Raw genomic sequence first — 11995 nt, 5'->3', positions numbered from 1 at the left:
AATCATAACTCAATGCATGACTCAGCTTTGTCGATAATTTTTTAAATATCGGAGATTCCACAGCCACAGAGAAGCCGCCCGGTAGACTCGATTGAGCTCTCTGAATATTTTATTTACAAAACTAATTTTCGGGCGTTCTACGATATTCTGTACTTGGCTCCCCATATCTGACGGATTAAAAACTGCGTAAGGAATCACCCCAATTCCCGGAACATCATGCCTATATGAATCACCAATAAAATTATCAACACCACATAACCACTCATCGCTATTCTCAACGAACTTCTTTGCTGCGGATGGTGTGATACTATAGCCTCGAGTTCCCCCTCGATTATCTTTCCACATCACAATTTGCAAACCATCATGAGTACTTTCAATCATTGAGCCATCGACATGGCTATCTTGTGGTTCTATACGTAAATAATCATATTTTTCATGGAATGAAGGAAGACGTTCGATCACTTGATTAAAAAATTGGGTCGGTAAAAAGTCATCTTCAAGGATGACGATAGGCTCATCCAGCGCAATACATTTTTTCCATAATAAATAATGGCTGGCATAAACACCTTTTTCCCCGGGTGTTAACACTCGGCCCCGATACCGGATTCGATAAGCATCATTGGGCATGGATGCTAACTCTGGTGGTAAGCCATTAAATCCATCAATTGCATCAAAAAACTCAAAATCAACATTCAGTTGTGATAAACATTGTTTAACTCTTTCCCTCCGCTCCACTGCTCTTGCCAAGTTAATTACATATAATTTCATTACGTTCCCATCATTGTAAGTAACCACTCATCAATATTTGCCATGCGTGATCACTGAAAAAAATGTTATGCCTGAGCTGCTCTTTCTTAAAAGAGCGCGAGAGCCGCTGTATATTGCTGAATTGCCAATCCTGACCAAGCTTGATCCCACACTTATCAAAATCGATAATCCAAACCTGCTCCTGATCATCAACTAAAATATTATGGATATTCAAATCTGTATGATTGACCTGCGCATCATTCATCTTACGAATCTCTCGTCCGATTTTCACATATATTTCATCACGCAATGCATTTTCCTGAAGAATGGTCACTAAATCTCGGGCATTCGGAATTTTTTCCGTGATTAAATCGGCTTGATAGCACACATGTTTCTTTACCGCCCTGGCCGCAACGGGACGCGGCACATTTACACCCGCATTTCTCAGATGGCTTAAAATCTGAAACTCTTGGTAGCTTCTGGTTTTCTTCCAATCATAAAAAAGATAATGATCGCGGACGAGCCGGCCAAATAATCCGCCCCGTCGATAATGACGTAGTGCGCCCTGAATGCGGTCGAGTTGGATAAACCATGTTGTCCCTCTGCCGGAGGCATGACCGACAATCCGATCCTGCTGTTGCCAGAACTCAATATCAAAACATTGCTCCGGAGACGCGGATAACAGCGCCTCGTCATACCACACTCGTAACTTATCTTTTTCGAACGTTTTCACGGCTTACCCAATGATTAAAACTTCTCTCAATCAGCATTTTACATTTTCTGTCAGGCTCTGCATAATTCCGGACAACTCTCATTGCTTTATAGTGATCATTATGGCGTTATTTGATTCCGCTCCTCGCTCGATATGTATCCTGCGTCTTTCTGCCATCGGTGATGTTTGCAATGCCGTTGCAGCGGTTCAAGCCATTCAACGCCAGTGGCCTGAGACAAAAATCACTTGGATTACCGGCCAATTAGAAGCTCAGTTGCTGGATGGTCTCGAAAATATAAACCTTATCGTGTTTGATAAAAAACAGGGCTTACAAGCCTACCGACAGCTTTGGGCGAGGCTGAAAGAAGAGCGATTTGATGCCCTTCTCCATATGCAGTATGCATTCAGAGCCAGCATTGCCACACTCGGAATCAAAGCGACCTACAAACTAGGTTTCGATGCGACACGCAGTCAGGATTGTCAGACTTGGTTTACCAATCAGCACGTGCCTTCTCCGGATAAACCACATGTGTTGGATGGCCTACTTGCCTTTGCACAATATATTGGGATTAAAGATATCACACCAAAGTGGACACTTACTTACTCTCATCATGATCAGCACTGGGCGACGCAACAACTCAGTCAAGATAAGCGGAATCTGGTGATTGTTCCCGGTGCCAGTAAAGCCTATAAAAACTGGACGGCAGCAGGATATGCTGAAGTGATGCAACATATTCATGCACAAGGCTGGCATATTATTCTGGCCGGCTCCCCTGCTGAGGTTGAGCGTGACTTAGCCCAACAGATACTCAGCCTGATTGACTTTCCGGTCACCAATAAAGTTGGCGACAGTACATTGAAACAAATGCTGGCTTTACTCGATCACAGCGATCTCGTGATTGCGCCCGATACAGGTCCGACTCATATGGCCAATGCAATGGGCACACCGGTTATCGGGCTGTATGCCCACCATAACCCACAACGCACCGGACCTTATTGCTATCAGGATTATGTTGTATCTGTCTATGCAGAAGTGATTCAAGCGGAAACCGGTAAAGCAATCTCAGCATTAAACTGGCGTGCTCGTGTCAAAGACAAATCGGCAATGCGCCGGATTCAGGTACCACAAGTGATTCACATGTTTGAGAAAGCCGTGAAGGATTTTGGGCTGTGAGAGAACGAGAACGCTACTCGATAGACTTTCAAACCAGATAAAGACAAATACCTGTATCCTGTTATTATCGGACAGCGATAAAACCGAATCACAACGTCATTCAGCGGAGAAATATAATCGTGACACAACCAACCTTAGCCGTGGCTCTGATTGTGAAAAATGAAGCCAAACATCTCGAAGCCTGTCTCAAAACGGTTCAGGATTGGGTCGATGAGATCGTCATTCTTGATTCAGGCAGTCACGACGAAACTGAGCAGGTCGCCCGACAATTTACCGATAGATTTTTCACCAATACTGACTGGCTGGGATTCGGTCCGCAACGTCGCCTCGCACAATCGTATATCGAATCAGATTATGTCTTATGGTTAGATGCTGACGAGCGTGTCACCCCGGAGCTTCGCAGTAGCATTCAAGAAGCGGTGAAAGCAAACCAACCCAATACTCTCTATCAAATATCACGGTTAAGCTGGGTTTTTGGCCGATTCATTCGTCATTGTGGTTGGTATCCCGACAAAGTTGTACGTCTCTATCCAACCAAACTAACCCAATACAACGACGCTTTGGTTCATGAAAAAGTGGAAGTGAGCTCACCCATGCGGGTCGAAACACTGTCAGGTGACGCAATTCACTACACGTACGACGACATGCATCACTATCTGGTCAAGTCAGCCGGATATGCAAAGGCGTGGGCAGAACAACGACAACAACGCGGAAAAAAAAGCAGTATCGGCCAAGGTATCATTCATGCACTCGGATGCTTTGTGAAAATGTATGTGATCAAAGCAGGTTTTTTAGACGGCAAGCAGGGCTTACTGCTCTCCCTGCTTTCGGCACATTCTACATTTGTGAAATACGCTGACCTTTGGATAAGGACAAATACGTCGCCGCCCAAGCATTGATATGACTCAAGAGCGACTGAATCTGAATTTGGCTCATATCTTCCTGTTGAGTTTTACCACCGAGTACAGGGGGGGCAAACGATAAGTGACGTCCTTGCGAATTGAGCGGATACCAACGTAATGGTGTCGCCGAGCGTTTAGCCGGGAAGAAGCCAATGGTCGGAACATCGATCGCAGCAGCGATATGCAGGGGCCCCGTAGATCCCGCAATGAAGAGGCTCGCACAAGCAATTGACCGGGCGAAATCCACCAACCCGTCATTTTTATGATAGACGACCGCTTTTTCACCCTGTCGGTTGATACTTAATTGAAGTTGATAAGCTTTTTCTTCTTCTCCCGGCCCGGCAGTCAGCACCACCTCAAAATCACCGTTCATTCCATCGATCAACTGACTGTACTGTTCGAGAGACAGGTTATTGGCCGAACCACCACTTCCTGCATGAACAAACACCCATGATTTGTCAGAACGAATCCCCAGTTGTGCCGCAAGTTTGTCTTTTTGTTTAGCAAGATCTGATGACGAAAAAGTCAGGTACGGGGGCTGCGGCTCAACCACCGGTATCTGATGATCCTGCAAAAAAGTCCGAATCAAATCCAGATTATACTCAAACTCAGGTTTCGCTGACTGAGAACGCTTCTGCTTCACCCGATGGTTGTAAAACACCTGCGCCAGTTTCGTCGCCGGAGCCATCCGGTACGGAATCTTCGCCTTCCAGACCAACAACGCATTGTAAGTTGTCGAAAACAAGTTAATCGACACATCAAAGTGACGCCGGCGGATATCTTCAATCAGCGCTTGTTGAGATGAGGGTGATCCCTTTTTGGTCGGGTCTTCAAGCACGTCATCAATCCACGGGCATAATTCGGCAAGTGCGATGGTATAGCGAGGCACCAACGCGGTAATGTGGCAATCGGGAATCGATGCTTTGAGCATCGCAAAACTCGGCCATGCCAGCATAAAGTCACCGATTTTATCATTACGAATGACAAGTATTTTTTTCATTTCAAACTCTTATTCCGTCACATACTATCGAGAATACGGACATCAATAGGTTATTTTGAGTCTTTTTGTTACTATAGTGTGAGTGTCAGATACTCTGACGAACTTTGCACTTTGAGGCACCTTCGGTATATATCGAGGGCACTCGTTTAACTGTTGAGATAACGGACTGTGAGCAAAAAAAAATTATCGCGCGTCATCTATCCGGGAACATTCGATCCGCTAACCAACGGGCACCTTGATATTGTCAATCGCGCTGCCGGTATGTTTGATGAAGTCATGATTGCGGTTGCTGCCAGCCCCAGTAAAAATACCATGTTTACGCTGGCGGAAAGAGTCTTTTTTGCCGAACAGGCAACCCAACACCTGACGAACGTGAGTGTACAGGGATTTTCCGGGCTCTTGGTCGATTTTGCCAAACAAGTCGGCGCCAACGTCTTAATTCGCGGCCTTCGAACAACCATGGACTTTGAGTATGAGTTCGGCCTGACCAACATGTACCGCAGACTGATGCCAGAGCTTGAAAGTGTATTTCTCACCCCGTCAGATGAATTTGCATTTCTCTCGTCAACCATTGTCCGGGAAGTAGCCATCCACGGAGGAAACGTCGATTCGTTTGTACCGCCGGTCGTTGCTGAATCTCTGCGTAAAAAACGTAGTATTTAACCAAATTTAATCGCTAACGCTGATACAACTACTTTTGGCAGAGTGGGCAATAGAAAGTATTCCGTTGTCCGATCTTCTGCGCCACGATCGCTTGACCACATTCAGGACATGGTTCCCCTTCTTTCCCATAAACACGTAGTTCCTGAGCAAAATAACCGGGTTTACCATCAGTTTGGGCAAAATCTTTCAAGGTCGTGCCACCTTGCTGAATCGAGTGGGTCAGTACCGCTTTAATCTCACTCACCAGCGTCTCCCATTCACTCATTGTCAGTGAACAGGCTTCTCGGGTTGGTCGAACCCCTGTGGTAAACAAAGATTCATTGGCATAAATGTTCCCGACACCAACCACCACTTTATTATCCATAATAAACTGTTTGACCGTCACTCGTTTTCCTTTCGCTCTCGCAGCAATATACTCAGCGGTTAGTTGATCCGAAAGCGGCTCCGGGCCAAGGTTGTCGAATACCGAATGAATGGTGCCTTTCTCTGCCCATAACCACGCACCAAACCGTCTCGGATCGTTATAGCGCAGCACTTTTCCGTTCATCATAAACAGATCCACATGATCGTGTTTATCTGGCGGAAGCGAAACATCCAACACCCGCAAAGAGCCTGACATTCCCAAATGGATAATCGCGGTTCCGACATCCGTTTCCAGTAGCAGATATTTTGCTCTGCGATAAATCCGCCGAATCACTTGTCCTGTTATCTGCTGAAGCTCAAAGGGAATTTCCCAGCGCAGTTTCGGTGTTCGTACACTCAGCGATTTCACTTGCTCACCCACCAAAAAAGGACTAATCCCTAGTCGGCTTACCTCAACTTCCGGTAACTCCGGCATTTCAATCCTCCTTCTGCGTTGGTGATTTAGCAATGACTGACGGAAACAGATAATTGTCTTCCACCGAGATAGCAATCCAGTGTTCCTGCCAGTTTTTTAATAGCCAAAACTGCGGGAAACGATAATAGGTAATTCGCTGCGGCTCTTCCTGCTCTTCATACCAGACCTCAACCGTTCCCGGATTATTCAGCTTACCGAACAATGAATGGTAGGTCTTATCATCAACCTGAGTGCCAACCAGATTCCGCCACCGTTGTACCAGTTCCAACGCTGAAATATCAAACGACACCGTAGATATCCAGTCCCCTTTGGCGTCACGCATCAGCGACCAAGGTTGTGTCTGTATCGAAGTAATGGTCAGTTGGGGATTGAGAAGCGATGGATTGCTCTGCGCTTCATGAGGTAAAAGATAATCTTTAATCATGGATGGTAGATTCAAAATGGCAATAAATAAAATCACCGCCAGAATCAGGTAATTATTCCAACGCCGTTTTCGATCCTTCATCAGGTCACTCTCAACAGATATTGTCGCTCATCGATATATCCGTTCATCCTATGATCTTTCACTGAAAAAAGGTAGATATCAGGCAATAAAAAACCCAGCAGAAGCTGGGTTTTATAACACTTACAAAAAGCAGTTCAATTACTTGATTTTTGCTTCTTTGTAAACAACGTGCTGGCGAACTACTGGATCAAACTTTTTGATCTCAAATTTACCTGGCATGTTGCGCTTGTTCTTGTCAGTTGTGTAGAAGTGACCAGTACCAGCAGATGATACCAGACGAATTTTCTCACGAATGCCTTTAGCCATTGCTCAATTCCTCTTAAACGTTTTCGCCGCGAGCACGAATATCAGTAAGAACGGCATCGATACCTTTCTTATCAATGATACGCATGCCTTTCGCAGTCAGGCGCAGTTTAACAAAACGTTTTTCGCTCTCTACCCAGAAACGATGAGTTTGTAGGTTCGGCAGAAAACGACGCTTAGTAGCATTACGTGCGTGCGAACGGTTGTTCCCCGTTACAGGACGCTTACCAGTTACTTGGCATACTCGGGACATGAATGTCTTCTCCAAATCGTTTCAGCTCGATATCAACCTTGGTGGCCGAACCTCTCTCCATAGTTGAAGGGTGAGGTTTAAAACCATTATGGAAAATCCATACAAGGCTATCAAAGGTCGCGCATTATACTAACTTGATGTGCATTGCTCAAGACCCGAACAGATCCTTTTTTGCAGATCCTGTGATCTTTTTCATCGCCGAGCTGATAATAGGTTGAAAATTTAGTGGGCGAATGATAACAGAATCTCCTGTTCCCACAACTAAAAACTTTCGCGGATGCTATCAAATCAGCCGAAAGCGGCAACTTCCTCGCAAAATCATCAGAAACCGTTCAACGCCTTCCACACATGCTGGATTCATCCACTCTAAATCCAGCCTCGCTCAGCAAAAGACACTATCTCGCCATCACCAATGACAAAGTGATCCAACACTCGAATGTCTACCAGCGCCAAGGCATCGATAATTCGTCGCGTAATATGCCGATCAGCCTGACTGGGTTCAGCAACCCCTGAAGGATGATTATGTGCCAGAATCACTGATGCAGCATGATACTGCAGTGCCCGCGCGACAATCTCTCGCGGATAGACACTCGCGGCATTGATCGTCCCTTCAAACATGATTTCACCACAGATGACCCGATTCTGGTTATCGAGAAACAACACATAAAATGCTTCCCGACGCTTATCTCGAAGTATTCCTGATAAATAATGACGGGTATATTGTGGATTCGTTAGCGCATCCCCTCTTTGTATCGTTTCCGAAAAATAACGCTGTGCCATTTCTAACACCGCCTGCATTTGCACAAATTTCGCTTCTCCCAGACCTTTATGCCGACAAAATGCACTTTTCTGGGCTGAAAATAACGCACGGAGTGAACCAAATTCCTGTAAAAGAAAATCAGCCAATTCGAGGACATTCATACCGGCGACTCCGGTACGTAAGAAAATAGCCAACAGTTCGGCATCAGACAAGGCGTGGGGACCACGGGAAAGTAGCTTTTCCCGTGGCATTGATTCTTTAGGAAGGAATTTCAGACTCATTGTATAGCTCCTCTCGGTTTGCTATACAAATACTGAAGATAGCGTTGGATTCAACTTCGTTGATAAGAAATCCGAGAGATATCAACATCAGTTGCAACCATCATGTCGGCTAAATCTTAAAGTGTCCGACCAAGTCTCCCATTTTCTTACCAGATTGTGCCAAACGGCTACTGATTGATTCCGACTGCTGCAAATTATGGCTCAACTCATTCACAATCTGCTGAATCGCAACCAGATTCTGGTTGATCTCTTCAGAAACGACACTTTGTTCTTCTGCCGCCGAAGCAGTCTGAATTCCCATATCCTGAATGGTCCGAATCGCTTGAGAAATACCGGATAAACTTTCTTTGATACGCACCGATTCTTGTTCGGTGCTTTTGCCCCGCTCACGGCTCGCTTGCATACGACTGACCGCTTTACTGACGCCTTGATTCAACGAGTTCAGCATATTACCGATCTCTTGCGTGCTATTTTGAGTTCGGCTTGCGAGCGAACGAACTTCATCGGCAACCACAGCAAATCCACGCCCTTGTTCTCCGGCTCGTGCAGCTTCTATTGCTGCATTCAATGCCAGTAAGTTGGTCTGCTCAGCTATTTCCCCGATCACATCCAGAACCAGCGTAATTTCTCCGGCTTGTTGGCTCAACTCAGAGATTGCATCGGAAGTCAGATTGACTTCTTTGACCAAACTGCTAATGCCTTCAATCGCGAAATTCACCTCATCCTGCGCCTCATGAATCTGCTGATTCGCTGACTCTATTGCCTGCGCAGTTGCATTGGTGTTCAAGGCAACTTCACGGGCTGTCGCACTCATTTCCGTAACCGCAGCAACAACTTTATCGGTTTCCTGACAGTGATTATTCATCTTCTGATTTGAATGAGACGTCTGCTGATCCAGATCATTTACAGCCAATACCACATCATGCTCTGTCCGGCTGATGTCGGTGATCAACGGATGGAGTTTGTCCATAAAGGAGTTAAATGCCTCAGCCACCATACCGACTTCATCCCGACTTTCCACATGTAAACGAGCTGTCAAATCACCGCCACCTGCGGCAACATCCTGCAACGACTTCAAAATGTGATGAAGTGGTGCAATCCCTTTAGAAACTAACCAACTCACAATAATAATTGTGAATAGCAATCCTACCGCCGACAATCCGATTGCGGACCACATTTGTTGGTGTAACAATTTTTCCCGATTTTTTTGAAAAGCCGCCACTTGACGATCAATATCATCAATGTAAACCCCGGTTCCCAACACCCAATCCCATTTGGGTAAGTACTCGGCATAACCTAACTTTGGCGCTTGCGCATTCAACGATGGCTTGTGCCATGAAAAATAAAGAAATCCGTCCCCCGTTTTTGACGCATCAATCAAACCGGCAATCACAGGAACACCATTATTATCTTTCATGTTATAGAGGTTCTTTCCTTCCAGCTGAGGCTTAATCGCATGAAGCGTATTCACCCCCTGAGAGTTATAAGCAAAGAAATAACCATCATCATCAAAACGCATGGCTTTTAATATCTCTTTGGCCCGAGCCTGATTTTCACCATGTTGATCGCTATCATAGAGCGATTTGATAGCGGTCGTCCCCATCATTATGTAGGACTTCAGCTTATTTTTATGGCTGGTAACCAATTCCTTCCGGTATTGTCCCAGCTCCTGCTGCAGCGAGATCATACCACTCCAGTAATACACCATTGTAATCATCGCTGTAATCACTATCAGAGGAATCACAGTGATGAAAAGGAGCTTGGTTCGGCTCCGAAGAGAACTCAACATAAAATTCCTTATTCGCTTATATCAATTGACCATTTATCGATAGCCTTCTTATTGCATATTTTGGCCTGAATATCTGTGAGATATACTCAAGTATATGAATATGATCGACTGAACGGATGAGTTCCTCTGACACAGTTCTGACATCTTTTCGGGAGTTGTGCTAGCATAGCGCGCAGAGTGATTAAGGAATCAAAACATGCAAACATTGGCAGGAAAAAAAATACTGCTGGGGATCAGTGGTGGCATCGCAGCATACAAATGCGCAGAGCTGACACGCCGCCTGATTGATCACGGCGCAGAAATCAGAGTCGTCATGACCGATGCAGCAAAAGCTTTCATTACACCGCTCACCATGCAGGCTGTTTCCGGCCACCCCGTCTCAGACAACTTGCTTGATCCGGCAGCGGAACGCTCTATGGGCCACATCGAACTGGCCAAATGGGCTGATCTCGTTCTGCTGGCGCCGACCAGTGCCGATCTTATTGCCCGTATCGCGGCAGGTCTGGGGAATGATTTACTCTCCACTCTTATTTTAGCGACTCAGGCACCGGTTGCCCTTGCACCAGCCATGAATCAGCAAATGTATCGGCATGTTGCCACCCAAAGAAATCTGGATACCCTTGCCTCATTTGGCATGCATATTTGGGGACCGGATGCCGGCGAGCAAGCCTGCGGTGATGTCGGCCCGGGACGAATGCTCGAACCAATGCAACTGGTCACTTTGTGCGAACAGTTTTTCCAACCCAAATTACTCACCGGGAAATCGGTTCTCATTACGGCTGGCCCGACCCGTGAAGCACTCGATCCCGTACGCTATATGACGAATTACAGCTCCGGTAAAATGGGATTCGAGATAGCCAAAGCAGCCGCCCAGCTCGGTGCGAATGTCACCCTCATTGCTGGTCCAACCCATTTATCGACACCGATTGGTGTCCTGAGAATTGATGTCAGCAGTGCCGTCAATATGTATGATGCGGTGATGACTCAAGCCCCACACCATGATGTATTTATCAGTTGTGCTGCGGTTGCCGACTATCGACCCGCGGACGTTGCCGAGCAGAAAATCAAGAAGACGGACGATGCAGATACCATGACCGTCACACTGGTCAAAAATCCGGATATTGTCGCCTCTGTTGCAGCAATGACCACTCACCGACCATTTACGGTAGGGTTCGCAGCGGAAACCCAGCAAGTTGAACAGTATGCCCGTTCGAAAATGGCCCGAAAAAATCTGGACATGATTTGCGCCAACGATGTGTCCGTCAGCGGGCAGGGATTTAATAGCGATCAAAATGCACTTCATCTGCTCTGGCCCGGCGGAGAGCGAAAATTACCATTGGCTCCCAAATCGCAGTTGGCGCTGGCACTAATGACACTTATCAGTGAAAAAATAGGATAAAATAACAATCGTAACCGACTGAATTCATTCACCCGGTTACTGATAGCATGTGGTAACGGAAAGGGTATGGAAATGACCGGAACAAAAAAAAGTAATCGCCGTGACGAAATTCTTCAGGCACTGGCTGAGATGCTAGAGTCTCATGATGGCGCCTCTCGCATTACTACCGCCAAGCTCGCGAAGCAGGTCGGTGTTTCAGAAGCTGCGCTCTATCGTCATTTTCCTAGCAAAGCCCGCATGTTCGAAGGGCTGATCGAGTTTATTGAAGAAACACTGATGTCGCGGATTAATATGATCCTCAATGAAGAGAAAGATACACTCAACCGCCTCAACATGGTGATGCAGCTGATTTTAACATTCTCTGAACGCAATCCAGGTTTGACTCGGATATTATCCGGCCATGCCCTGATGTTTGAAAACGAGCGACTCCGTGAAAGAATCAACCAACTTTTTGAACGCATAGAAACCTCTTTACGTCAGATTTTACGCGAGCGCCAAATTCGGGAAGGAAAATCATTCCCTGTCGGAGAAAATATTCTGGCGGCTCAACTGTTAGGACAGGTTGAAGGAAGCTTGAACCGTTTTGTTCGTTCAGACTTCAAATATCAGCCAACTGCAAATTTTGAACAATACTGGTCCCTGCTCAGCGCACAATTGAAATAACACTTT

Annotated in this window: 14 protein-coding genes; 5 read left to right on the top strand and 9 right to left on the bottom strand. The window is 46.0% G+C overall.

All coding sequences use genetic code 11. The features are described 5' to 3' along the window. Positions 1–21: 21 nt before the first annotated feature. A complete protein-coding gene (locus VRK_RS00445) occupies positions 22–768 on the bottom strand; it encodes a glycosyltransferase family 25 protein (protein ID WP_059119600.1) in 747 nt (248 codons plus the stop codon). 10 nt (positions 769–778) lie between these two features. After that, positions 779–1480: a 3-deoxy-D-manno-octulosonic acid kinase gene (locus VRK_RS00440; protein ID WP_059119599.1), complete on the bottom strand. Its 702-nt coding sequence runs from the start codon at positions 1478–1480 to the stop codon at positions 779–781. A gap of 100 nt (positions 1481–1580) precedes the next feature. Here VRK_RS00440 and VRK_RS00435 point away from each other — a divergent pair, with 100 nt between their 5' ends. Then, positions 1581–2633: a glycosyltransferase family 9 protein gene (locus tag VRK_RS00435; protein WP_059119598.1), complete on the top strand. Its 1053-nt coding sequence runs from the start codon at positions 1581–1583 to the stop codon at positions 2631–2633. Positions 2634–2752: 119 nt separating this feature from the next. Next, a complete protein-coding gene (locus VRK_RS00430) occupies positions 2753–3532 on the top strand; it encodes a glycosyltransferase family 2 protein (protein ID WP_059119597.1) in 780 nt (259 codons plus the stop codon). On the opposite strand, the gene VRK_RS00425 is transcribed toward VRK_RS00430, so the two are convergent. After that, entirely contained in the window at positions 3471–4535 is a 1065-nt protein-coding gene (locus VRK_RS00425; RefSeq protein ID WP_059119596.1) for a glycosyltransferase family 9 protein, read from the bottom strand. The two genes, VRK_RS00430 and VRK_RS00425, sit on opposite strands and share 62 nt — an antisense overlap. A gap of 168 nt (positions 4536–4703) precedes the next feature. Here VRK_RS00425 and coaD point away from each other — a divergent pair, with 168 nt between their 5' ends. Next, entirely contained in the window at positions 4704–5198 is a 495-nt protein-coding gene (gene coaD, locus VRK_RS00420; protein WP_059119595.1) for a pantetheine-phosphate adenylyltransferase, read from the top strand. A 28-nt stretch (positions 5199–5226) separates the two neighbouring features. Here coaD and mutM read toward each other — a convergent pair whose 3' ends face one another. The 6 genes from mutM to VRK_RS00390 all read right to left on the bottom strand — a co-directional run bounded on the left by mutM (position 5227) and on the right by VRK_RS00390 (position 9927). Continuing rightward, positions 5227–6036 carry a bifunctional DNA-formamidopyrimidine glycosylase/DNA-(apurinic or apyrimidinic site) lyase gene (gene mutM / locus VRK_RS00415; RefSeq protein WP_059119594.1) on the bottom strand — a complete coding sequence of 270 codons (810 nt, stop codon included), beginning with the start codon at positions 6034–6036 and terminating at the stop codon, positions 5227–5229. A gap of 1 nt (position 6037) precedes the next feature. Beyond that, entirely contained in the window at positions 6038–6541 is a 504-nt protein-coding gene (locus VRK_RS00410; protein ID WP_059119593.1) for a hypothetical protein, read from the bottom strand. A gap of 138 nt (positions 6542–6679) precedes the next feature. Next, the gene (gene rpmG / locus VRK_RS00405; protein ID WP_004728408.1) at positions 6680–6847 is read right to left on the bottom strand and encodes a 50S ribosomal protein L33; all 168 of its coding nucleotides are present in this window, start codon (positions 6845–6847) and stop codon (positions 6680–6682) included. Between the two features lie 13 nt (positions 6848–6860). Further along, complete coding sequence (gene rpmB, locus VRK_RS00400) at positions 6861–7097, bottom strand: 50S ribosomal protein L28 (protein ID WP_059119592.1); 237 nt, start codon at positions 7095–7097, stop codon at positions 6861–6863. A gap of 366 nt (positions 7098–7463) precedes the next feature. Beyond that, positions 7464–8138, bottom strand: coding sequence for a RadC family protein (gene radC, locus VRK_RS00395; RefSeq protein ID WP_059119591.1), 675 nt, complete (start codon positions 8136–8138; stop codon positions 7464–7466). A 109-nt stretch (positions 8139–8247) separates the two neighbouring features. Next, the gene (locus VRK_RS00390; RefSeq protein ID WP_059119590.1) at positions 8248–9927 is read right to left on the bottom strand and encodes a methyl-accepting chemotaxis protein; all 1680 of its coding nucleotides are present in this window, start codon (positions 9925–9927) and stop codon (positions 8248–8250) included. 196 nt (positions 9928–10123) lie between these two features. Here VRK_RS00390 and coaBC point away from each other — a divergent pair, with 196 nt between their 5' ends. Continuing rightward, positions 10124–11326: a bifunctional phosphopantothenoylcysteine decarboxylase/phosphopantothenate--cysteine ligase CoaBC gene (gene coaBC / locus VRK_RS00385; protein WP_059119589.1), complete on the top strand. Its 1203-nt coding sequence runs from the start codon at positions 10124–10126 to the stop codon at positions 11324–11326. A gap of 72 nt (positions 11327–11398) precedes the next feature. After that, positions 11399–11989, top strand: coding sequence for a nucleoid occlusion factor SlmA (gene slmA, locus VRK_RS00380; RefSeq protein WP_059122573.1), 591 nt, complete (start codon positions 11399–11401; stop codon positions 11987–11989). The last annotated feature ends 6 nt before the right edge of the window (positions 11990–11995 follow it).

Origin of the sequence: Vibrio sp. MEBiC08052, assembly GCF_001506075.1 — a bacterium.
Classification (GTDB): domain Bacteria; phylum Pseudomonadota; class Gammaproteobacteria; order Enterobacterales; family Vibrionaceae; genus Vibrio.
This window is presented reverse-complemented; position numbering and strand designations above follow the sequence as displayed.

Coding starts and splice junctions, on each gene's coding strand:
- mutM (WP_059119594.1), bottom strand. CDS start 6,036: ATGCCGGAGTTACCGGAAGTTGAGGTAAGCCGACTAGGGATTAGTCCT.
- VRK_RS00435 (WP_059119598.1), top strand. CDS start 1,581: ATGGCGTTATTTGATTCCGCTCCTCGCTCGATATGTATCCTGCGTCTT.
- radC (WP_059119591.1), bottom strand. CDS start 8,138: ATGAGTCTGAAATTCCTTCCTAAAGAATCAATGCCACGGGAAAAGCTA.
- coaBC (WP_059119589.1), top strand. CDS start 10,124: ATGCAAACATTGGCAGGAAAAAAAATACTGCTGGGGATCAGTGGTGGC.
- VRK_RS00445 (WP_059119600.1), bottom strand. CDS start 768: ATGAAATTATATGTAATTAACTTGGCAAGAGCAGTGGAGCGGAGGGAA.
- slmA (WP_059122573.1), top strand. CDS start 11,399: ATGACCGGAACAAAAAAAAGTAATCGCCGTGACGAAATTCTTCAGGCA.
- rpmG (WP_004728408.1), bottom strand. CDS start 6,847: ATGGCTAAAGGCATTCGTGAGAAAATTCGTCTGGTATCATCTGCTGGT.
- rpmB (WP_059119592.1), bottom strand. CDS start 7,097: ATGTCCCGAGTATGCCAAGTAACTGGTAAGCGTCCTGTAACGGGGAAC.
- VRK_RS00425 (WP_059119596.1), bottom strand. CDS start 4,535: ATGAAAAAAATACTTGTCATTCGTAATGATAAAATCGGTGACTTTATG.
- VRK_RS00410 (WP_059119593.1), bottom strand. CDS start 6,541: ATGAAGGATCGAAAACGGCGTTGGAATAATTACCTGATTCTGGCGGTG.
- VRK_RS00390 (WP_059119590.1), bottom strand. CDS start 9,927: ATGTTGAGTTCTCTTCGGAGCCGAACCAAGCTCCTTTTCATCACTGTG.